A 20,933-nucleotide genomic window follows, 5' to 3' on the forward strand; every position below is an offset into this window, starting at 1 on the left:
TGACCCATTCGTGGTCATTTCGCGGTTCGAACCCCCGTGATCATTCGACGAAGAACCTCGTCGCGCCGGATGAGATGGTGCCAGAGGGCTGCGCTCACGTGAACGACCACGACGGCGAGCAGCGACCATGTGAGAACCCGATGGATTGGGGCAAAGGCAGCGCTGTCCACGTACATCGCGGCGGTGCCAGTAATGGGCAGCGCGAAGAGCAGGCCGTACAGCAGCGCGTGACTAATCGCTGCCCCCCAACGCGTGATCTGCGAGGAGGCCGCTGGCAGCGGCGGGACACCATGAAGATATCTGAGGCCGATACGGACTACTGCGAAGGCCAGAACAAGCCAGCCGCCCCAGGCGTGGACGCGGTGCAGGAAGAGGTCGAATGGAGCCGGCTGCATGAAGGCATGCGTCATGTGGGTGCGGGCAATGGCCCATGACGTGGGAATCTGGGTCAGGCACAGCAGGACCACGCCCCAATGCAAGAGCCGCTGGACCACGGAATAGCCTGCTGCAGGGCGTGCAACCAAGAGCGCGCTGGTTAGCCGGCTTGCCTTCCGAATGCTCCCCGATTGTTCGTCCATGGCTGTGCGCTCAGCTCGGAATCGGGCTGGCGCCGCGGAAGCGCATGAACAGGTTCGGCGTTTCGGAACCGAAAGCCATCACGTCGTAGGTCTCGGGTTCCATCCCCGCGACGTCCATGCCCGGCGATCCCACCGGCATGCCGGCAACGGCGATGCCGCGTACGGACGGACGCGCGGCCAGGAGCCGGATCAATGCCGTGGCTGGAACATGGCCTTCGAGAAGGTAGCTTTCGACCTCGGCCGTGTGGCAGGACCAGAGGGCCGAGGGAATCCCAAAGCGAACTTTGATTGCGTTCATCCTGGGCTCCTCGACGATCGTCGTGGGAAAGCCGGCCTTCGCGACGTGGTCGGCCCAAGCGCCGCAACAGGCGCAGGACGGATCCTTGTAAACCGTGACGAGAGGTTGGCCGGCGGCCCTGGCAGGGACTGGCGCGAGCAGCGTCGCGCCTGCGAGCAGGAGCACGCGTCTGCGATCCATGTTCATCGGGTGGTCCTCCGGGGGAGGGGGAGCGCCGCAGCGCTCCCCGGGATAGCGAGATGTTAGTTCGCCTTGGCGATCTTGGTGACCGTCAGACGGCCGCTCACTCGATCGGCCTCGAACTTCACCTTGTCGCCGACCTTGACCGCTTTCAGCATGGCCGGGTCGGCGACGGCGAACACCATGGTCATGCCGTCCATGTCGAGATTCTTGATCGGCCCATGCTTGAGCGTGACCTTGCCCTGGGCCTGGTCGATCTTGGTGATCTGTCCATCGACCGGAGCCGCCTGCGCCAAGGCGGCGGTCGAAAACGCGGAGATCGCCGCTGCCATTATAAGCTTACGCATAATTATGCTCCTTTGTTGAGTGCAACTACTTGACGATGATGGTGCCGGTCATGCCGGATTCCCGGTGACCGGGGATGAGGCAAGAGAAGTCGAACTCCCCGACCTTGGTGAACTTCCAGACAATTTCGCCGGTCTTCTTCGGTGCCAGGCGCTTGGCGTTGGGATCGTCATGCTCCATGTCCGGGTTCTTCATCATCTCGGCCATGTGCTTGAGGTTTCCGTCGAGCGTGCCGACGACGATCTCGTGATCGAGCTCACCATTGTTACGGATGGCGAACTTGACCTGCTCTCCCTTGCGGATGTCGATCCGGTTCGGGATGAACACCATCTTCCCGTCCGATTCGCGCATGGTGATCTGGACGGTGCGTGCCGGTTTCTTGGGATCTCCAGGCTCGCCATACGCGCGGTCATCCCCATGGGAATGGCCAGCGTCGGCCAGCGCTGCGGTCGACAGGGTAAGGGCCGCAAGCGCGGCGATCAGGAATCGTGGTTGCACGTAGGAATCCTTCTCAATGATTGCCATGGGGGGATTTTTTGCCGGGTTTCACGACGTTGAACTCGGCGGTCCTCGACTTGTCGAACGCGGCAGGAGGCTCGCGTTCGGCTCTTTTCGGTTCGCCCTTCCACTCAAAGGCGACCGTACCTTCCGGGTGCTTGAACCATCCCGGATCCTTGTAATCGCCGGATGCGAGCCCCTCGCGCACCTTGACGACCGAGAACATGCCGCCCATCTCGACCGCCCCGAACTGGGCGAAGCCCGTCATCATCGGCAGGGTGTTGTCGGGCAGCGGCATCTCCATCTCGCCCATGTCCGCCATGCCGGCCGTGCCCATCGGCATGTAGTCGGGGACGAGCTTGCGGACCTTCTTGGCGAACTCCTTCTTGTCGACGCCGATGAAGTTGCGCACGTCGTGGCCCATGGCGTTCATGGTGTGATGCGACTTGTGGCAGTGGATCGCCCAATCGCCGGACTTGTCGGCGACGAAATCGAAGGCCCGCATCTGCCCGACCGCGCAGTCGATGGTGACCTCGGGCCAAGCAGCGCCCTCGGGAACCCAGCCGCCATCAGTGCACGACACCTTGAAGTCGTAGCCGTGCATGTGGATGGGGTGGTTCGTCATGGTGAGATTGCCGAACCGGATGCGGACCTTATCGCCCTTGCCGGCAACGATGTGGTCGATGCCGGGGAAGACCCGGCTGTTCCAGGTCCACATATTGAAGTTGGTCATCTCGGCGACCTTCGGCACATAGGTGCCGGGATCGATGTCGTAGGCCGCCATCAGGAACACGAAGTCCCGGTCAACGCGGCGAAATGCGGGATCCTTCGGATGCACCACGAAGAAGCCCATCATGCCCATGGCCATCTGGACCATCTCGTCGGCATGAGGGTGGTACATGAAGGTGCCGCTCTTCTGGAGCTGAAACTCGTAGACGAAGGTCTTGCCCGGCTTGATATGCGGTTGGGTCAGCCCACCGACCCCATCCATGCCGCTCGGCAGCAACTGGCCATGCCAGTGGATGGTGGTGTGTTCCGGCAGCTTGTTGGTGACGAAGATGCGGACCTTGTCGCCCTCGACCGCCTCGATCGTCGGTCCGGGCGACTGGCCGTTATAGCCCCACAGATGGCCGACCATGCCCGGCGAGAACTCGCGCACGACCGGTTCGGCGACGAGATGGAACTCCTTCCAGTCGCCGTTCATCCGCCAGGGCAGGGTCCAGCCATTGAGCGTGACGACGGGCTGGTAGTCCGGACCGCTCGTCGGAACGAGCGGTGGCTGCATGACCGCCTCTTTCATGGTGGCGGCTTCGGGGATCGCGGCCGCCTGGGCGCGGCCTGAGACGGCGCTTGCGCTGATCAGTGCCATGCCACCGGAGGCGCCGAGGAAATTTCGACGTGAGATCGTCATGATGGTCTCCTTTCTCGGGTCAGTTCACGCCGCCTTCGGCGGCCGCTGCCATGACGGAGCCTTCGCCAGCCGAGCCGGCTGAACTGCCTCCGCCGATGATCGCGGTCTCGAAGTCCACGGTGGCGATGAAGAAGTCGCGCTTGGCGGAGATCGCCGCGACGTTGGTGGCGATGCTTTCCCGCGCCGTCGTCAGAAGCTCGAAGACGTCGATCAGCATGCCGTTGTATTCGAGCAGGGCCTGCTCGTTGATCGTCCGGCGTAGCGGCAGAATGCTGTTCTGATACTGGCGGGCGATGTCGTAGCTGCCGCGATAGGTGAGATAGGCCGCGCGCGCTTCCGAGCGCACGTTCACGGCTTTTTCCATCAGGCGGTTGACCGCCTGCATGTAAGTCTCCCGCGATCGGCGCACGTTGACTTCGCCGCCGTCGAAGATCGGGATCTGGATTTCGAGCTCGAAGCCGCGCGGCGACGAGCTCTCCCGTACGCCGTCCACGGTCGATCGCTCGTAGTTGCCGCGCCAGCCACCATCGAGCATGGAGATGAACCGCGTCGCCTCGGTCAGCCCGAGGGTCTTGGCCATGGCATCGAGCTCGAGGCGCGCCGCGATGAGATCGACGCGCTTTCGAATGGCATCGACTTCGACCTGCTGTGCGGTCTGGATGCGGGGCATGCCCGGGAGCTGACCCGGCAATCTGTAGTCGACGTCGGGCCCCCACAGGCCCAGGATGCGGGTCAGGGCCTCGCGGTCCGTCCCGACCTTCAATCGAGCCTGGGCAAGCTCGTTGGACACCTCTGCGTAGAAGGAACTCGCTCGCGCCTGGTCGAGCTTCTTCGCGGCGCCTGTCTCTCCGAGCTTGCGCGTGAGGTCGGCGGCTGCATCAGCCGAGACCCGTGCCTGCTCGAGGAAGGACGCGGTCTGCCGCGACGCCACAGCGCGGTAGTAGGCGCGGCGGGTCTCCGCCGCAGTGCGGAAGGTTGCCTCGATTGCCTTCTGCCGGGCGGCTTCGAACTGCGTCCTGGCGATGTCGCTGCGGGCCGGAAGTGTCAGGAGCGCCAGGATGTTGGCGACCACGCGACGTTCGATATCCAGCGAAGCACCGGTGGAAAGCCGCTCGACCCCGATGACCGGATTTGGCGGCAGGCTGGCCTCGACGAAGGCGGCCTCGGAAATGCCGAGCGCATTGTACTCGGCCTGAAGACCGCGATTGTTGATGAGCGCAAGCTGGACAGCGCCGTCTGCGGTCAGGGGTTTGGCCAGGAGCGCCTTGACGCGGCTCTGGACCGCGGACGCCTCGGCGGAGGACGCGATCTTCACGGTGTCCTTGCCGATCGCGGCCGAGACCTCCGCCGACACCGGGCTCATGCCGCCGTCCGGCGTGAAGGTTACGCAGCCACCCAGTGTCGTGGCGACGGCGCCGATCGCGACAAGCCGCTTCCAAGGCGGCGCAGGAAGAGGCTTCGCCTGGCTATCGATTGTGAGCGCCATTATTCGCCCCCCGTCTTGGGAGCGACGCGCTCATTGCGCTCGATCCAGGGTTTCGGATCGACCGGACGGTAATCAACCGTTCCCGCGGTGACGGGCGCGTAGCGCAAGGGCTTCACGCTCGAACTCGCATCGGATGGGCTCGGCCCCACCTCGATCGCGGGCGGTCCGGAACATGCGGACAGAACGACGGCGAAGGCCGTCATCAAGACAGGTTTCATGGAGATCCTCGGAATCGGCCCAGTCGGCCTGAGCGGCATGGCCGCGCGGCATCGAACAGCGATCTTCAGCGGCTGCGGAGACGCAGCGGCGAAGGCCGTCGGCAGAAACCCGAAGACGGAAACGGAGACGGATCTTGTCCGTCAGCGATCAGAGGTCGTGAAGGGAGTCGGCCGACGATCAGACGTCGGCGGACCTCGGCGGGCGCTCGAGGCGCGTCGCGGACGATCCCTTTACACCCGCCTCGAGCGACGGATGATCGATGGTCCGCACAAAAGCAATGATCGCCATAGCGCATGCGCTGGCGGGAATCGCAGTGTGGCAGGCCATGGCGCAGCAGGAGTTGGATGCATCGCCGCGCTGATGTTTGGCCGCGCAGGCCGAGCCGTCTGCTTCCAGACAAGCGGAGTTCTGGGCGAGGTCGCTGTCGCCGTGCTCATGCGATCCGCTGGAATGGCTGGCTTCGATCGGCGCGTGGTGCCCTTTCCCGCCGCTCGATACCATCAAGCTGCTCGCAATGCCCCAACCCGTGCTTGTCACCGAAAAGGCGAGCACGGTCAGAAGAATCACAAAGGAACGAAGCGAGTGCATCATATCGCATCGCAAAATACGGGTGACGCCGTGAATGGCAAGGACCATTTTGGCGTCATGTGAAAAAGCTCCGACGCTGGTGCTCGGCAGTCACACGAAAATTCCTTGCAAGGCTTCCGCTGTTGAACGCCAACCCGTGAGTACGACGTGTTAGACGGCTCAGGATGACGAAACAATTATCCACGCGACTTTGACGTGACGATGGCCGTCATTGCTGCGGTATCTGCCGAGAACGTGAACGCAATGCTCTTCCGCCGGTCAAGCCATTGTGAGATTTAGGATGCGATGATCCGGTCCCAGCTCTTTCGACTTCTCTCGATCCTGGCGATCGTGGGCATGGTCGCTGTTCCCGTCGTTGCACCTGCGGGTGCCGGCATGGTGGCGGCTGTGTCGATGGCCGAGCCGTCGGATATGGCGATGTCGGACATGGACATGTCGGATGCGGCGATGTCCGACGACATGCCATGCTGCCCCTCCCAACAGCAGCAACAGACACCCGATTGCGGCAAGGCGACCTGCCCGTCGATGGCGCTCTGCTTTGCCAAGTGCTTCTCAAGCGGACCACCGGCAGCCGTCGTCCGGTCGTTGCCGATACACGCGGGCAAACTGTTCGGCCTGAAGGCCGATACCCGGCTCGCCAGCCTGGCGCCCCCGCCACTGATGCGACCTCCGCGAATCTAGGTCTCAGCGCCGGCCTTAGGGCTGGCGGATCGTCGGGCAGCCTGGGCGCTGCGCGGCGGTCTTGCGCGCCGCCATGTGCTGCCGCGCGCCACTCCGCCTTTCCGGTGGATCTGACACACTGAGACTCCAGGAACGACACATGACCACGTTCAATTCCGCGCGCGCCTTTGGCGCGGCGATCCTCGCCCTGTCATTGGCCGTGCCTCTGACGTCCACCTTCGCTGCCGCGAGCGACTACGAATTCCAGCTCGTCCAGACGGATATCAAGAAAGGCGACGCCCTCATTGCGGTCCGCCTGATCAACAAGAAGACCGGCAAGCCCGTGCCGGACGCCGTCATCTTCGCCACCCGGCTCGATATGGCACCCGAGGGCATGCAAAGCATGGCGACGAAACTGGAGCCAGTGTCCGGCGCGGAACCGGGGGTCTACCAGTTCAAGGCCAATCTCAGCATGGCCGGCGGCTGGCAGCTCTCGCTCGGCGCCAAGGTGCAGGGCGAGGCCGATACGGTCGAGAGCAAGCTGGTTCTCAAGGCAATCCCATGAGACCCCGGATCGCTTCGGTGGTCCTCACCCTCGCCGCCCTGATGGCGGCGGGGGCCGGGGGATACTACGCCGGCCGCCATGAGCTCCGATTGCCGGAACTCGGGGCGTTTCCGCTTCCATCCGCCCGAGCCGCGCAGGTGGTGTCGGGACCAGTGATCTATCATCGCGACCCCGATGGCAGACCGTTCTACGCCGCCGAGCCCCGCAAGACGGCGGATGGGCGTGCCTTTCGGCCGGTCCATGCCAGCGAAGATGTCAGCTTCGAGGATGCGCTGGAAGACGTGTCCGCAGTCTCGGGAGCGGCAGGAACCAAGCGCGTCCTCTATTACCGCAACCCGATGGGCCTGCCCGACACCTCGCCGGTGCCGAAGAAAGATTCCATGGGGATGGACTACATCCCGGTCTATGCGGGCGAGGACGATGACGGGAGCACCGTCAGGGTCAGTCCAGGTCGTCTGCAACGCACCGGCGTGCGCTCGGAACCCGCGCAGCAGCGCGTCCTTTCGGTCCCCATCCGCGGTTCCGGAACGATCCAGCTCGATGAACGGCGGATCGTCGTCGTCGCTGTGCGCTCCGACGCCTTCGTGGAGAACGTGTCCGAAGTGACGACGGGCGACCGGGTGAAAAAAGGCCAGGCCCTCCTGCGCCTCTATTCGCCGGAGGTCACCGCCGCCGGTGCGCTCTATCTGACCGATCTCAACGGCGCCGGGCGCGACGCCCTCGCCGGCGGCGCGCGCCTGCGCCTTGAGAACCTCGGTGTTCCGGCGGACGCGATCGCCGAGATAGAACGCCAGCGCAAGGTTCCCCGCTTGGTCACCTGGACTGCTCCGCGCGACGGTGTCGTGCTTGAGCGCAATGCCGTCGAGGGCATGAAGGCCGCTCCCGGAGACGTCCTGTTCCGGCTTGCGGATGTCTCCATCGTCTGGGCGCTGGTCGATGTCGCCGAGCGCGATCTGCCGATGATCGCGCTCGGGCAGCCCGTCTCGGTGCGCGCTCGCGGCTTCGTCGACCGGGTGTTCGCGGGCAAGGTCGCGATGATCTATCCGCAGGTCAACAAGGAGACGCGCACCACCCGCGTGCGCGTCGAACTCGCCAATCCCGACGGGATCCTGCGCCCCGACATGTATGTCGATGCCGACATCGCCACCGGCGCCGCGGCCTCGGTCGTCACCGTGCCAGCGAGCGCCGTGATCGACAGCGGCATGCGCCAAGTCGTGATCATCGACAAGGGCGAGGGCCGCTTCGAGCCTCGCCCGGTCAAGCTCGGCCGCCGGGACGCGGACTACGTCGAGATCCGGGACGGCGTCACGGCGGGCGACAAGGTCGTCGTCGCGGCGAACTTCCTCATCGATGCCGAAAGCAACCTCAAGGCGGCACTGAGCGGCCTCAACGGCGGGGTTCCCAAATGATCGGTCGCCTCATCGCCTGGTCGGCGCGCAATGTGATGCTTGTCCTGATCGGTACGGTCTTCGCCGTCTCGGCCGGCGTCTACGCCATTCGGACCTCGCCGCTCGACGCCATTCCCGACCTCTCCGACGTGCAGGTCATCGTCTATACCGAATATCCTGGCCAGGGGCCGCAGGTCGTCGAGGACCAGGTCACCTATCCGCTGACGACGGCGATGCTGACGGTCCCGAAGTCGAAAGTCGTGCGCGGCTTCTCCTTCTTCGGCGTCTCCTTCGTCTATGTGATCTTCCAGGACGGCACCGATCCCTATTGGGCGCGCAGTCGTGTCCTGGAATTCTTGAATGCCGCGGCACAACGCCTGCCGCAGGGCGTGACGCCCAGCCTCGGCCCGGATGCGACGGGCGTCGGCTGGGTCTACCAATATGCCGTCATCGCCAAGGAGCGCACGCTGGCCGAACTGCGCTCGCTTCAGGACTGGACCATCCGCTACGGGGTCGCCAAGGCGGAAGGCGTCGCCGAGGTCGCCAGCGTCGGCGGCTTCGTCAAGCAGTACAATATCGTGGTCGACCCGCAGCGCCTGCGCGCCTTCGGCATCCCGCTCCAGAAGATCCGCGAGGCCGTCCGGGCGAGCAATATGGACACCGGCGGCAGATCCGTCGAATTGTCCGAGTTCGAGTTCATGGTCCGCGGCCGCGGCTACCTCAGGGGCGTCGGCGATCTCGAGCAGATCGTCCTCAAGAATGACGGCGGCACGCCTGTCCTCCTGCGCGACGTCGCTTATGTCGAGCTCGGCCCCGACGAGCGGCGCGGCATCACCGAGCTCAACGGCGAAGGCGAGGTCGCGAGCGGCATCGTCCTGCAGCGGTTCGGGGCGAACGCGCTCGACGTCATCGACAACGTCAAGACGCGCCTTGCGGAGATCATGCCGAGCCTGCCCAAGGGCACGGAGATCGTCCCGGTCTATGACCGCTCGCAACTCATCGACGCGGCCATCGAAACACTGAAGGGAACGCTCATTGAGGAGAGCGTCATCGTCGCGCTGGTGTCGATCGTGTTCCTCCTGCATGTCCGAAGCGCGCTGGTCGCCATTCTGATGTTGCCGGTCGGCGTGCTGATGGCCTTCGTGGCGATGAAACTGCTCGGCCTCGGTTCCAACATCATGAGCCTTGGCGGCATCGCCATCGCCGTCGGCGCTATGATCGACGCCGCCATCGTGATGATCGAAAACGCTCACAAGCATCTTGAGCGGGCGCCGCCCGACAAGCCCCGCGTCGAGGTTCTGATAGAAGCGGCCAGGGAAGTCGGCCCGGCGCTGTTTTTCAGCCTTTTGATCATCACCGTCTCGTTCCTGCCGATCTTCACGCTGGAATCGCAGGAGGGCCGCCTGTTCGGGCCGCTCGCCTTCACCAAGACCTTCTCGATGGCGGCGGCCGCGCTGCTCTCGTTGACGCTGGTGCCGGCGCTGATGGTGATCTTCGTCCGGGGGCGGATCGTCCCGGAGCACAAGAATCCGATCAACCGCTTCCTGATCTTTATCTACCGGCCGGTCATTCGCGGCGTGCTCAAGGCCAAGACGCTGACGATCCTCGTCGCGCTCGCGGCACTCGGCGCCTCCTGGTGGCCCGCCACGCAGCTCGGCTCCGAGTTCATGCCGAATCTGAACGAGGGCACGCTAATGTACATGCCCACGACATTGCCGGGCATCTCGGTCACCAAGGCCGCGGAGCTTCTCCAGACCCAGGACCGCATCATCAAGTCCTTCCCCGAGGTCGAAACGGTCTACGGCAAGGCGGGACGCGCACTGACGGCGACCGATCCGGCGCCGACCGAGATGTTCGAGACCATCATCAACCTGAAGCCGAAGGATCAATGGCGGCCGGGCGTCACCATCGACAACCTGAAGGCCGAGATGGACGCCGCGCTCCAGTTCCCCGGTGTCTCCAATGCCTGGACCATGCCGATCCGGGCCCGTATCGACATGCTCTCGACAGGGATCCGCACGCCCGTCGGCATCAAGGTATTCGGCACGGACCTGACGCAGATGGAGACCGCGGCGCGGCAGATCGAGACCGTGGTCAAGAAGGTTCCCGGCACGTCGAGCGCTTATGCCGAGCGGGTGATCGGCGGCTATTATCTCGATATCGTCCCGGATCGGAGTTCACTCGCGCGCTACGGGCTCATGATCGGCGACGTGCAGGATGTGATCGCAACGGCGCTCGGCGGCGATGCGGTCACTACAGCGGTCGAGGGGCGCGAGCGCTACAGCGTCAACATCCGCTATCCGCGCGACTTCCGCAGCGACCCGTCCTCGATCGCCGGCAATGTGCTGGTGCCGTTGCCGAACGGCGGGACCGTGCCGCTCGGCGAGGTCGCCAAGGTGCAGCTCACCCGCGGGGCGACCTCGATCCGCACGGAGAACGGCCAGCTCGCCATCTACATCTATGTCGACATCGCCGGCCGCGATCTCGGCGGATATGTCGCCGAAGCGCAGCGCGCCGTCGCGACGCAGATCGCGTTCCCGGCCGGGACCTATGTCTCGTGGAGCGGTCAGTTCGAATATCTGGAGCGCGCGGAGGCCCGGCTGAAGATCGTCGTCCCGGTCACGCTGCTGATCATCTTCCTGCTGCTCTATCTGAACTTCCGCCGGATTACCGAGACGCTGATCGTGATGCTGTCGCTGCCGTTCGCGCTGGTCGGCGGCCTCTGGCTGATGTGGTGGCTCGGCTTCAACATGTCGGTTGCGGTCGCTGTCGGCTTCATCGCGCTCGCCGGCGTGGCCGCGGAAACGGGTGTGATCATGCTGATCTACCTCGACCACGCTTGGAGCGAACAGCGTGCGGTCGCTGAGGCGGCGCGCCGAAGTCTGACGCGGGCCGATCTCCAGCATGCCATCATGGAAGGGGCCGTCGAGCGCGTGCGGCCCAAGATGATGACCGTGGTCGCCATCATGGCCGGACTGATCCCGATCCTTTGGAGCACGGGAGCGGGTTCGGAAGTCATGCAGCGGATCGCCGTCCCGATGATTGGCGGTATGGTCTCCTCGACCCTGCTGACACTGATCGTGATCCCGGCCATCTATGGCCTGGTCAAGGGGTGGGGGCTGTCGTCGACTGCTGCGGCGTCCGACTCCGCGAGCTCGAAGTCCGTCGCCGGCCGGCTCGCCGCCGAATGAGACGTGAGCCAAGGCCGGATCGGCTGTCCCGGCCCAAGGGCCTCGCAAAGGGACAAGTTCTCGTGACGAGAGAACGCCTCAGAGAGGCCATTGATGTGGGTCAAGGTGGAATTGTGCGGAGGGTGCCTTCTTGAGGAGGCAGGGGTCGGGCATGAGCGTCAGGTTGCAAACGATAGGACAGATGAGAGCGTTGCTGGCCTTTCTGGTCGCGATCGCGCTGCTGGTTGCGCCTGTCGTCAGCGCGCAGGCTATGCCGTGTCACGACCTTGTCCGCCACGAGCAAGCAACCATGATGGTAAGCGGCGAGTTTCAGGCTGCCATCAGCGGCGATGGGCTCCAAGGTCATTCTCACGCTGTCGACCATACGCTCTGTTGCAGCAGTGCCTGCGCATCCTGTGTCGTAGCGCTCGCTGCACCGGGTACGACAGTCCCGCAGCGCATCGTGCTCACTGCGCGTTACGCACAGCGTGATGAGATCGTCCGCGGCCTAGCTTTTCCACCCACCCTCGGTCCTCCTCGAACCCGTGCCTGATCAGACCTGACCCGATGCTGCACTGGCATCGGGTCGCTCTATGCGCATTCGCATGATCAGTCAGCCGGCCTGCTACCGGCAAGGGAACAAGGACCCACACCATGAATCGTCGTCACTTTCTGAACCGGATGATGGCCGGAGCGGCCGCATTCGGCACATCAGCCGCCTTCCATCCAATCAACGCCTGGGCGCAGGCCGTGCCCGATGCTCCGCCGCCCGCGTCAAACGCTACGCCGCGCCCGCTTGGCGTGGTCAGTCGGACCATCGAGGTCAATGGCAAGGCCGCGCGCGTGTTCGGGCTTGCCCAACCCGATGGCACGCCGGGCCTGACGCTGGATGCCGGGAGCAGCTTCGACGTCGCCCTCTCCAACCGGATCGGCGAGCCGACGCTGATCCATTGGCACGGCCTGACACCGCCTTGGCCGATGGACGGCGTGCCGGACAATCCCGCCGCGCTCCTGGGACCCTCCGAAACTCGCCGCTACACGTTCCCGGCCGGCGCCGGAGGCACACACTGGATGCACGCCCATACGCTGCAGGAGCAGAACCTGCTGGCGGCGCCGCTGATCGTCCGGACCGCCGCCGACCGGCAGCGGGACGAGCAGGAGGTGGTGATCCTGCTGCACGACTTTTCGTTCACGCCTGCGGAAGAACTGCTCGCGAAGCTCAAAGGAAGCCCTGCCGCCGGCGGCATGCCGATGGATCACGGCGCGATGGGCCGGAGCGATGCGATGAAGGGCATGGCCGGCATGACGGCCTCCGGCGCGACGGGCCAGATGCAAGGCATGCCGGGCATGGCGATGGACCTCAACGACATCGACTATGACGCCTATCTCGCCAATGACCGCACGCTGGGTGACCCTGAGGTCGTGACGGTCGACAAGGGCGGCCGGGTGCGCCTGCGCATCATCAACGGCGCAACGGCGACCGCCTTCACCATCGATACTGGAAGGCTGGATGGGGAACTGATCGCAGTCGACGGTCAAGCGGTCCAGCCGATCGCCGGCCGGTCCTTCCCGATTTCCATGGGCCAGCGACTGGATATCCGGCTGGCCCTGCCGATGGCGGGCGGTTCGTACCCAATCCTCGCCCTTCGCGAGGGCAGCGCAGAACGAGCGGGGATCATCCTCGCATCCGCCGGCGCAGCCATCGCCAAGATTCCCGTGCTCGGACAGGCCAAGGGACCGGTGCTCGGGCTCGACCTCGAGCAGAGGCTGCGCGCAATCGAACCGCTGGCGCAGCGCGCCGCCGACCGCCGCTTCGCGCTCACCCTCACCGGCAACATGGCGGACTATAGCTGGGGTATCGGAGGGGGCGACGCGCTGCAGATCAAGCGGGGAGAGCGCGTTGAGGTCGCATTGGCGAACATGTCCATGATGGCCCACCCGATGCACCTGCACGGGCACGCATTCCAGGTGGTCGGCATCAACGGCAAGACGGTTGGCGGCGCGCTGCGCGACACCGTCCTGCTGCCGCCGATGGCGCGCGTGACCGTGGCATTCGACGCGGACAACCCCGGCCGCTGGCCGCTCCACTGCCACCATCTCTACCACATGGCGACCGGCATGATGTCGTTCGTCAGTTACGACGCGTGAATGGGGAGAGTGTCATGCAGCAACATGCCAATCATCTGCCCTCCACGACGGGTATCCGAGAACAACCGACCTCGGCGACAAACCATCCACTTGCCTCCGCGATCGTGGATGCGCCAAAGGAACGCGGCAACCGGTTCGGCGAAGCGCGGGATTTCGGCAGTTCGGTCGGCAAGGGCGTCGGCGGGTCGGTCGAAGGCAGGAAGCTCGCCACTGGCAGTCATCGCATCATGGCGGAAGCGGAAGTCGAGCTGTCGGCCTTGGCCGTCGAAGTCGAGCGGCTACGGGTGCAGGGTGCGACGGCGATCTTCGTAGCGATCGACAGAAAAGCGGACGGACCTCTCGCCATCGCCGTTCGGATCAAGGTGGCGGCTCCCCCAGCGATCCGGGCGTGCGGCAGGCAGTCATTCGCATCACGTCGCGCGCACGGCTTGCGATCCGTAGGCGACACAGCAAGGATAATCGCGATGGAACTGACAGAGGCGATCTATGGGCGTCGCGCCACCCGGGCCTTTACGGGTGAAACCGTGACGAGGCCGGTGCTGGAGCGCCTGGTCGACGCGGCAATTCAGGCACCCAGTGCAGTCAATGAACAGCCTTGGGACTTTGTCGTCATTCAGAACGCGCTTCTGCTCGACCGCATCTCGGTCGCGGCCAAGGCGCATATGCTCGAAGCCATGGACAGCGGCACCTATCCGCATTGGCTTCGTGAAAGCATGGAAAATCCTGACTTTCACATCTTTTATCACGCGCCGGCGCTGATCGTCATTTCCGTGAGTGCCGGAGGCTGGGCTGCGGAGCATGCGGCTCTGGCCGCAGAGAACCTGATGCTGGCGGCTTATGCTGAAGGCCTCGGCTCATGCTGGATCGGCTTCGCTCAGCGCTGGCTGGAGACCACCGAGGGCCGACGCGCCATCGACGTGCCCGAGGGGTTCGTGCCGGTCGCGCCAATCATCATAGGCCACCCGGCCGGAACGACGCCACCGGTGCCGCGCAAGCCCGCCCACCTGCGATGGGCCACAACACAACCGACGGTGATGAGCGCTATATCTACGTTATAGCGCTCTGAATCGGAGCGCCTGAAACCGCAGACGGGAGCACTGCCTAGTGCCCAAGGCGACGATCCAGGGGCTCAGCTTTCTCGCAGTCGTCATTGCGGTGACGGCGGCCTTCGTCTGGCTTCTGCTTCCCTATTATGGCGCCATCCTCTGGGCTGTCATCCTGGCGATCCTGTTCAATCCGCTGCACAGGAGACTTGAGACTTGGCTGGGCGGGCACCGAAATCTTGCGGCGGCGGTCAGCGTCCTGGCCTGCATCTGCATCGTCGTCATTCCCGGTGCAGCGATATTGGCCTCTCTGGCCCAGGAGGCGGCCAGCCTCTACAATAGAATCAGCACACGTGAGTTCGATCTCGCGACGTTATTCGGGCAAATCCAAAGCGCGCTTCCGCCCCTTATCGAGAGAGCGCTCTCCACATTAAACTTAGGCGATTTCGTAGAAATCCGGACGAGGCTGACTTCCTTTCTTATGCAGCTGAGCCAGGAGGTCGCCACACGAGCATTCAGCATCGGGCAGAACACGGCACAGTTTTTCGTCAGCCTCGGCGTGATGCTGTACCTGCTCTTCTTCCTGTTTCGCGACGGGAGGCAATTGGCGGGCATGATGCGGAACGCGAGCCCGCTCAGCGGCCGCTACACGGATTATATTTTCGGAAAATTCACGTCCGTCGTTACAGCGACGGTCAAAGGCAACGTCATCATAGCGGCGATTCAGGGCGGGATTGGCGGGATTGCATTCTGGATGCTTGGCATCGAGGCGGCGCTCCTGTGGGGAGTGCTTATGGCGTTCCTGTCGCTGCTTCCTGCAATCGGCGCCGCGCTCGTGTGGGCCCCCGCAGGCATATATTATCTGGTTACGGCCAACTATTTGAAAGGCGCGATCCTGTTGGCGGTCGGTGTGCTGGTTATCAGCACGATCGACAATATCCTACGGCCGGCCCTGGTCGGAAGAGGAACGCGTTTGCCAGACTACGTCGTCCTCATATCGACGGTTGGCGGCCTCTCGTTGATCGGCATGAATGGCTTCGTCATCGGTCCCCTGATCGCGGCGTTGTTTGTTGCCGTCTGGTCGCTGTTCACCGAGGAGCAGCTGCATTCCTGAATCCGACGTGCCAATGGATATGAAGGATGCAATCCTTCTGGAAATTGCCACGGAACTGGCCACGCCCGGCAACGGCCTCGCGTTCTTCGTCCCCGTCGCGACTGTAGCCGGCTTTGTCCATCTCGTCGAAGAGCACCTTCGTGATTGAAGCGGTATGGCCGGCTTGGCATAGATCGCGGCGCCAAGAGAAGTCCCGTATTGCAATCCATCGCGGATGCGTATCGTTGCGGCATGCCCGTCACATCCGCCGACCCGATCATCGATGAGCCGTACCGGCAGACTGCCGAAGAGGTCGTCGCCGCCTTGAAGACGCAGCCGCAGTCCGGCCTCAGCTTGACAGAGGCGGCGCGGCGCCTGGAGCACTATGGCCGCAACGAGCTGGACGCGGTGCCTCCGCGTCCGCAGTGGCTGAAGTTCCTCGACCAGTTCACCGACGTGCTGGTGCTTCTGCTGCTCGCCGCGGCGATGATCTCCGCCGTGATCTGGCTGCAGGAGCGCGACACGACGCTGCCCTACGAAGCGCTGGCGATCTTCGCCATCGTGATTCTCAACGCTCTGATGGGCTATATCCAGGAAGCCCGGGCGGAGCGGGCCGCTGCGGCCCTGCGGCAGATGTCCGCCACCCATTCGAGCGTCATCCGCGACGGCGACAGGCGGAGCATTCCGGCGGCGGAACTCGTGCCCGGAGACATCGTTTTCATTGCGGAAGGCGACACCATTCCCGCCGATGCGCGGCTGATCGAATCCACCTCCCTGCAGACGGTGGAGGCCGCGCTCACCGGCGAGAGCCTGCCGGTTTCGAAGCACGTCGCGCCCATCACCGGCACGTCGGAGCTCGGCGACCAGCACAATATGGTCTTCAGTGGGACCACGGCGGTCTATGGACATGGCAGCGCGGTCGTTACCGCGACCAGAATGCGGACCGCCATGGGGCGCATCGCCGGCATGCTGGAAAAGGCCCCGGACGAGATCACGCCGCTGCAGCGAGAGCTCGACCGCGTCGGCAAGGCACTGGCGGTCACCGTTGTCGTTATCGCACTCGTGATGATCGGCACCATCTTCCTTGTCAGCGATATCAGCGGCTTCTCCGAGATATTCGACGTGCTGATTCTCGGCGTCGCGCTCGCCGTCGCCGCGGTGCCGGAAGGACTGCCGGCGGTGGTGACCGCCGTGCTGTCGCTCGGCATGCAGCGCATGGCGAAGAACAAGGCGATCATTCGCCGCCTCGCCGCCGTGGAGACGCTTGGCTCGGCGACCGTCATCGCCTCCGACAAGACCGGCACGCTGACCAGGAACGAGATGACGGTGCGCCGGCTCATAACGGCGAGCGGCGGAGCGAATCTGTCGGGGACCGGATATGCGCCGCACGGCGACATACAGCTCGTCGGACCGCAATCGCGCGGCGAGCCGTTGCAGTTCGAGCTTACGCGCGCGCTGACGGCCGCCGAACGGGCCAATAACGCGGTGCTGCAGGAGCGCGACGGCAATTGGTCCGTCCAAGGGGACCCGACGGAGGGCGCCCTGATCGTTGCGGCGCGCAAGGCAGGCCTGCTTCCGGAAGTCCTCGATGCGCGCTTCGCGAGGGTCGGCGAGGTGCCGTTTTCTTCCGAACGCAAGCTGATGAGCACGGTCCATACCGACGCGGAGCAGCCCGAGCGTCTGGTCGCGGTGACCAAGGGGGCGCCTGATATTCTGCTCGCGCGCTGCACCCATGAGCTTGTCGGTCGGGACGCCGTCGCGCTCACCGAGGCGCGCAGGGCCGAGATCATGGCGAGCAACGATGCACTCGCGCAGGAGGCGCTGAGGACGCTTGGCGTCGCCTTCCGCTCGCTGCCGACCGATCGTCCGGACCATGACGCTTTCGAGGAGGATGTGGAGCACGATCTCGTCTTCCTCGGCCTGATCGGCATGATCGATCCGCCGCGCCAGGAAGCGCGCGCGGCGGTGGCGCGGGCGCAGGCCGCGGGCATCCGCTCCATCATGATCACCGGCGATCATCCAGTGACCGCGGCGATCATCGCCGCCGAGCTTGGCATCACCTCGGGAGGGCGCGCCATCACCGGCGTGGAGCTCGCGGCCATGACCGAGGCGGAGCTGGACCGAGCCGTTCAGGAGGTCTGCGTTTATGCGCGCGTCAATCCCGAGCACAAGCTGCGGATCGTCAAAGCGCTGCAGCGCGCGGGGGAGACGGTGGCCATGACGGGCGACGGCGTCAACGATGCCCCCGCGCTGAAGGCCGCCGATATCGGCGTCGCCATGGGGATCACCGGCACCGACGTTTCCAAGGAAGCAGCCGACATGGTGTTGGCGGACGACAATTTCGCCACCATCGTCGCCGCCGTCGCGGAGGGGCGGGCGATCTTCTCCAACATCAGGAAGTTTCTGCGCTACCTGCTGTCGTCGAATATCGGGGAGGTCATGACGATGTTCTTCGGCATTCTCCTCGCCGACGTGATCGGACTGACCGGCGCGGCGACCGGCGGCGTCGTGCTTCCGCTCCTGGCGACGCAGATCCTCTGGATCAATCTCGTCACCGATGGTGCGCCGGCGCTGGCGCTCGGCGTCGACCCGGCGGACAAGGACGTGATGCGCCAGCCGCCCCGTCCGCGGGGCGAGGGCGTGATCACGGGGCGCATGTGGGTGGGGATCTTCTTCGTGGGAGCGATCATGACGGTCGGCACGCTATTCGTCTTCGACGCCGCGCTGCCTGGAGGAATGATCGAAGGCTCGGGCACTCTCGCCTATGGCCAGACGATGGCCTTTACGACGCTCGTAATGTTCCAGCTCTTCAACGTCTTCAATGCACGCTCCGACGAGCGCAGCGTATTCCATGGCCTCTTCACCAACCGCTGGCTCTGGAGTGCGGTCGTGCTCTCGCTGCTGCTGCACGCTTGCGTCGTTTACACGCCTTTCCTGCAGGACGCGTTCTCGACCGTCAGCTTGAACACCGGAGACTGGCTGTTCTGCGCGGCGGTGTCGAGTTCGGTGCTGTGGCTGCGCGAGTTGAGCAAGATCGCGACGCGAAGGATTGGCGGGGACACGATATCCGCTGGCGTCTCCGAACGATCGGCATGATCGCGGACGGCCTGATCGATCGGGAAAGCGCGCGACGCAGGCCCCGCCCCATGGCGGATCCCCACCTGTCCCGCGACATGCCGGCGCGCCACGGCCGACCTACCCAAGCAGCTGCCGCAGGGGGAAAAAGGAACTGGCCTAGTCCGCCAGCAGTAGGCCGGCCGCCCCATCTTATCCATGCTCTTCGATGACGACCGTCAGGTCATGTATTTGCCGCCATTGATCGACAGCGTCTGGCCGGTGATGAAGCCGGCGTCGTCGGCGACCAAGAAGACGACCCCGCGGGCGATCTCCTCCGGGGTGGCGAGCCGCTTCACCGGCACCCCCTCGATGATCTTCTCCAGAATGTCGGGTCGCACCGCTGCCACCATTGCGGTCTGTGTGTAGCCAGGGGCGATGGCGTTCACGGTTATGTCGCGCGAGGCGCCCTCGAGCGCCAGCGCTTTGGTGAAACCGATCACGCCGGCCTTGGCGGCGGCGTAATTGGTCTGGCCCGCCTGACCCGACAGGCCGTTCACGGAGGAGATGTTGACGATGCGGCCGAAGCGGCGTTCGCGCATGCCCTCGATCACCGAGCGGCACATGTTGAAGCAGCCGCCGAGATCTATGTCGATGACCGAGCGCCATTGCTCGCCGGTCATCTTGTGGAGCATCGCGTCGCTGGTGATGCCGGCATTGTTGACCAGCACTTCGATCGGCCCGTGTTGGGCGGTGATGTCTGCCACTCCTTTGGTGCAGGCATCGAGATCGGCCACGTCCCAGGCATAGACGGGAAGGCCGCTCGCATTGGCGAATTCCTTCGCCTCGGCATCGTTGCCGAAATAGTTGGCGATGACCTGGTAGCCGGCCGCCTTGAGGGCGAGGCAAGTGGCGGCCCCGATCCCTGTGACGCCTCCGGTGATGAGAGCAATACGACTCATTCAAGGAACTCCTTTGGTTTGAAACCGCCTGCGCGGACATTCGGCCTGCGCGGCTCGGTGATTACCTGGTCGCAGACGTCGCCGGTCTTGTGGAGCCGACTTGCTGGAAGAGCGCGAATCCCTCGATCACGTTCTACTTCAGGAATTGTCTGAACCGCCGCAGCGAAAAGAAGAACAGAATCGCCCCGATCGCCAACAGAGCGGCGAGCTGCGGCCAGACGACGTCAAGTCCGGCGCCGCGGAACAAGATGGACTGCGCCAGAATGACGAAGTGCGTGTTGGGCGCCGCCAGCATGATGATCTGGATGATCTCGGGCATGCTTTCGCGCGGGGTCACGCCGCCGGAGAGAACCTGAAGCGGCAGGAGCACCATCATCAGCAACAGGCCGAACTGCGGCATGGTGCCGGCGATGGTGGCGAGGAAGATGCCCATGCAGGTGGTGGCGAAGAGTTGCAGGGCGGCGCCGAACAGGAAGAGGGCGAGCGAGCCTTCGATGGGCACGGCAAGCAAGCCCTGCACGACGACGACGAGCGAAAAGGCGGAAGCGAGAAGGACCACGAGCCCCATCGACCAGATCTTGCTCACCATGATCTCGGTGGGCGTGACGGGCATGACGAGCAGATGCTCGATGGTGCCGTGCTCGCGCTCGCGGATGAGCGCGGCACCGGTCAGGACGATCGACAACATGGTGATGGACGAGATGACATTGGTAATGGCGCCGAACCAGCCTTTGTTCAGTTCCTGATTGAAGCGGGCGCGCAGCGTCAGGTCGACCGGCACGCTTGCCACGCTCCGGTAGCGGTTCAGGAACTCGCTGACCTCGCTGGACACGATCGATTGAACGTATCCGCCGCCGCTAAACGCCTGCGACATCCTTGTGGCGTCGACATTGAGCTGGATAGTCGGCGATTTACCGGCGAGGAGGTCGCGCTGGAAGTTCGGTGGAATGTCGAGCGCGAAGGTATCGAGGCCGGAATCCATCCGGCTGTCCATTTCGTACTGGGTGATGAGTTTCGGGATCGAGAAATAGGGCGGAAAAAACGCCGTGACGATGCGCGACGAAGCGGGGGACTGATCCTCGTCGACGATCGCGATCGCCGCCCGATTGAGCGTCTCCGGCATCGCCTTCGAGGCGGTATAGATCGAGACGGTGAAGGCATAGGCGATCAGCACCAGCAGCATGGGATCGCGGGCGAGGCCGCGCAGTTCCTTGATGCCGAGCTGCAGGATGTTGGCAGTGTGCATG

At 64.3% G+C, this 20,933-nt stretch carries 19 protein-coding genes; 9 read left to right on the plus strand and 10 right to left on the minus strand.

Annotation, left to right across the window (positions count from 1 at the left end):
- Nucleotides 1-14: 14 nt before the first annotated feature.
- From V5F78_RS24430 to V5F78_RS24465, 8 genes are all read right to left on the minus strand, one after another.
- Nucleotides 15-578, minus strand: a complete 564-nt coding sequence (locus V5F78_RS24430) for a cytochrome b (RefSeq protein ID WP_394071861.1) — start codon at nucleotides 576-578, stop codon at nucleotides 15-17.
- 10 nt (nucleotides 579-588) lie between these two features.
- On the minus strand, nucleotides 589-1,062 hold the full coding sequence (locus V5F78_RS24435) for a DUF411 domain-containing protein (protein WP_213375416.1): 474 nt from the start codon (nucleotides 1,060-1,062) through the stop codon (nucleotides 589-591).
- 56 nt (nucleotides 1,063-1,118) lie between these two features.
- The gene (locus V5F78_RS24440; RefSeq protein ID WP_213375418.1) at nucleotides 1,119-1,403 is read right to left on the minus strand and encodes a copper-binding protein; all 285 of its coding nucleotides are present in this window, start codon (nucleotides 1,401-1,403) and stop codon (nucleotides 1,119-1,121) included.
- A 25-nt stretch (nucleotides 1,404-1,428) separates the two neighbouring features.
- Nucleotides 1,429-1,926, minus strand: a complete 498-nt coding sequence (locus V5F78_RS24445; RefSeq protein WP_246544835.1) for a cupredoxin domain-containing protein — start codon at nucleotides 1,924-1,926, stop codon at nucleotides 1,429-1,431.
- Nucleotides 1,913-3,310, minus strand: coding sequence for a multicopper oxidase family protein (locus V5F78_RS24450; protein WP_394071862.1), 1,398 nt, complete (start codon nucleotides 3,308-3,310; stop codon nucleotides 1,913-1,915). Before V5F78_RS24450 ends, V5F78_RS24445 begins: the two co-directional genes overlap by 14 nt.
- Before the next feature lie 19 nt (nucleotides 3,311-3,329).
- Entirely contained in the window at nucleotides 3,330-4,796 is a 1,467-nt protein-coding gene (locus V5F78_RS24455; protein ID WP_213375421.1) for a TolC family protein, read from the minus strand.
- A complete protein-coding gene (locus tag V5F78_RS24460; RefSeq protein ID WP_213375423.1) occupies nucleotides 4,796-5,014 on the minus strand; it encodes a hypothetical protein in 219 nt (72 codons plus the stop codon). Before V5F78_RS24460 ends, V5F78_RS24455 begins: the two co-directional genes overlap by 1 nt.
- 178 nt (nucleotides 5,015-5,192) lie before the next feature.
- Nucleotides 5,193-5,651, minus strand: a complete 459-nt coding sequence (locus V5F78_RS24465) for a hypothetical protein (protein ID WP_394071863.1) — start codon at nucleotides 5,649-5,651, stop codon at nucleotides 5,193-5,195.
- A 237-nt stretch (nucleotides 5,652-5,888) separates the two neighbouring features.
- Between V5F78_RS24465 and V5F78_RS24470 the strand changes: the two genes are divergently transcribed.
- From V5F78_RS24470 to V5F78_RS24510, 9 genes are all read left to right on the plus strand, one after another.
- Nucleotides 5,889-6,284 (plus strand): hypothetical protein, encoded by a 396-nt coding sequence (locus V5F78_RS24470; protein ID WP_213375425.1) that lies wholly within the window; start codon nucleotides 5,889-5,891, stop codon nucleotides 6,282-6,284.
- A 139-nt stretch (nucleotides 6,285-6,423) separates the two neighbouring features.
- Nucleotides 6,424-6,828: a FixH family protein gene (locus V5F78_RS24475; RefSeq protein WP_213375426.1), complete on the plus strand. Its 405-nt coding sequence runs from the start codon at nucleotides 6,424-6,426 to the stop codon at nucleotides 6,826-6,828.
- A complete protein-coding gene (locus V5F78_RS24480) occupies nucleotides 6,825-8,237 on the plus strand; it encodes an efflux RND transporter periplasmic adaptor subunit (RefSeq protein ID WP_394071864.1) in 1,413 nt (470 codons plus the stop codon). Before V5F78_RS24475 ends, V5F78_RS24480 begins: the two co-directional genes overlap by 4 nt.
- Nucleotides 8,234-11,407: an efflux RND transporter permease subunit gene (locus V5F78_RS24485; RefSeq protein WP_394071865.1), complete on the plus strand. Its 3,174-nt coding sequence runs from the start codon at nucleotides 8,234-8,236 to the stop codon at nucleotides 11,405-11,407. The genes V5F78_RS24480 and V5F78_RS24485 overlap by 4 nt, the downstream gene beginning before the upstream one ends.
- Before the next feature lie 633 nt (nucleotides 11,408-12,040).
- Nucleotides 12,041-13,534 (plus strand): multicopper oxidase family protein, encoded by a 1,494-nt coding sequence (locus tag V5F78_RS24490; RefSeq protein WP_213375429.1) that lies wholly within the window; start codon nucleotides 12,041-12,043, stop codon nucleotides 13,532-13,534.
- Nucleotides 13,535-13,548: 14 nt separating this feature from the next.
- Nucleotides 13,549-14,592, plus strand: a complete 1,044-nt coding sequence (locus tag V5F78_RS24495; protein WP_246544836.1) for a nitroreductase family protein — start codon at nucleotides 13,549-13,551, stop codon at nucleotides 14,590-14,592.
- A gap of 46 nt (nucleotides 14,593-14,638) precedes the next feature.
- Entirely contained in the window at nucleotides 14,639-15,691 is a 1,053-nt protein-coding gene (locus tag V5F78_RS24500; protein WP_394071866.1) for an AI-2E family transporter, read from the plus strand.
- Between the two features lie 13 nt (nucleotides 15,692-15,704).
- Entirely contained in the window at nucleotides 15,705-15,839 is a 135-nt protein-coding gene (locus V5F78_RS24505) for a hypothetical protein (protein ID WP_271188698.1), read from the plus strand.
- A gap of 83 nt (nucleotides 15,840-15,922) precedes the next feature.
- A complete protein-coding gene (locus V5F78_RS24510) occupies nucleotides 15,923-18,766 on the plus strand; it encodes a cation-translocating P-type ATPase (RefSeq protein WP_394071867.1) in 2,844 nt (947 codons plus the stop codon).
- A 197-nt stretch (nucleotides 18,767-18,963) separates the two neighbouring features.
- Here the strand turns inward: V5F78_RS24510 and phbB are convergent, their stop codons facing one another.
- Both phbB and V5F78_RS24520 read right to left on the minus strand, forming a co-directional pair.
- Entirely contained in the window at nucleotides 18,964-19,686 is a 723-nt protein-coding gene (phbB, locus tag V5F78_RS24515; RefSeq protein ID WP_394071868.1) for an acetoacetyl-CoA reductase, read from the minus strand.
- Between the two features lie 133 nt (nucleotides 19,687-19,819).
- Entirely contained in the window at nucleotides 19,820-20,932 is a 1,113-nt protein-coding gene (locus V5F78_RS24520; RefSeq protein ID WP_213375432.1) for an ABC transporter permease, read from the minus strand.
- Nucleotide 20,933 lies beyond the last annotated feature (1 nt).

Origin of the sequence: Roseixanthobacter glucoisosaccharinicivorans (assembly GCF_043195095.2) — a bacterium.
Classification (GTDB): domain Bacteria; phylum Pseudomonadota; class Alphaproteobacteria; order Rhizobiales; family Xanthobacteraceae; genus NCEH01.

What these genes read in the sequence shown, in the direction of transcription:
- V5F78_RS24430 (WP_394071861.1), bottom strand. Translation starts at nt 578, where the DNA reads ATGGACGAACAATCGGGGAGCATTCGGAAGGCAAGCCGGCTAACCAGC.
- V5F78_RS24435 (WP_213375416.1), bottom strand. Translation starts at nt 1,062, where the DNA reads ATGAACATGGATCGCAGACGCGTGCTCCTGCTCGCAGGCGCGACGCTG.
- V5F78_RS24440 (WP_213375418.1), bottom strand. Translation starts at nt 1,403, where the DNA reads ATGCGTAAGCTTATAATGGCAGCGGCGATCTCCGCGTTTTCGACCGCC.
- V5F78_RS24445 (WP_246544835.1), bottom strand. Translation starts at nt 1,926, where the DNA reads ATGGCAATCATTGAGAAGGATTCCTACGTGCAACCACGATTCCTGATC.
- V5F78_RS24450 (WP_394071862.1), bottom strand. Translation starts at nt 3,310, where the DNA reads ATGACGATCTCACGTCGAAATTTCCTCGGCGCCTCCGGTGGCATGGCA.
- V5F78_RS24455 (WP_213375421.1), bottom strand. Translation starts at nt 4,796, where the DNA reads ATGGCGCTCACAATCGATAGCCAGGCGAAGCCTCTTCCTGCGCCGCCT.
- V5F78_RS24460 (WP_213375423.1), bottom strand. Translation starts at nt 5,014, where the DNA reads ATGAAACCTGTCTTGATGACGGCCTTCGCCGTCGTTCTGTCCGCATGT.
- V5F78_RS24465 (WP_394071863.1), bottom strand. Translation starts at nt 5,651, where the DNA reads ATGGTCCTTGCCATTCACGGCGTCACCCGTATTTTGCGATGCGATATG.
- V5F78_RS24470 (WP_213375425.1), top strand. Translation starts at nt 5,889, where the DNA reads ATGATCCGGTCCCAGCTCTTTCGACTTCTCTCGATCCTGGCGATCGTG.
- V5F78_RS24475 (WP_213375426.1), top strand. Translation starts at nt 6,424, where the DNA reads ATGACCACGTTCAATTCCGCGCGCGCCTTTGGCGCGGCGATCCTCGCC.
- V5F78_RS24480 (WP_394071864.1), top strand. Translation starts at nt 6,825, where the DNA reads ATGAGACCCCGGATCGCTTCGGTGGTCCTCACCCTCGCCGCCCTGATG.
- V5F78_RS24485 (WP_394071865.1), top strand. Translation starts at nt 8,234, where the DNA reads ATGATCGGTCGCCTCATCGCCTGGTCGGCGCGCAATGTGATGCTTGTC.
- V5F78_RS24490 (WP_213375429.1), top strand. Translation starts at nt 12,041, where the DNA reads ATGAATCGTCGTCACTTTCTGAACCGGATGATGGCCGGAGCGGCCGCA.
- V5F78_RS24495 (WP_246544836.1), top strand. Translation starts at nt 13,549, where the DNA reads ATGCAGCAACATGCCAATCATCTGCCCTCCACGACGGGTATCCGAGAA.
- V5F78_RS24505 (WP_271188698.1), top strand. Translation starts at nt 15,705, where the DNA reads ATGGATATGAAGGATGCAATCCTTCTGGAAATTGCCACGGAACTGGCC.
- V5F78_RS24510 (WP_394071867.1), top strand. Translation starts at nt 15,923, where the DNA reads ATGCCCGTCACATCCGCCGACCCGATCATCGATGAGCCGTACCGGCAG.
- phbB (WP_394071868.1), bottom strand. Translation starts at nt 19,686, where the DNA reads ATGAGTCGTATTGCTCTCATCACCGGAGGCGTCACAGGGATCGGGGCC.
- V5F78_RS24520 (WP_213375432.1), bottom strand. Translation starts at nt 20,932, where the DNA reads ATGCACACTGCCAACATCCTGCAGCTCGGCATCAAGGAACTGCGCGGC.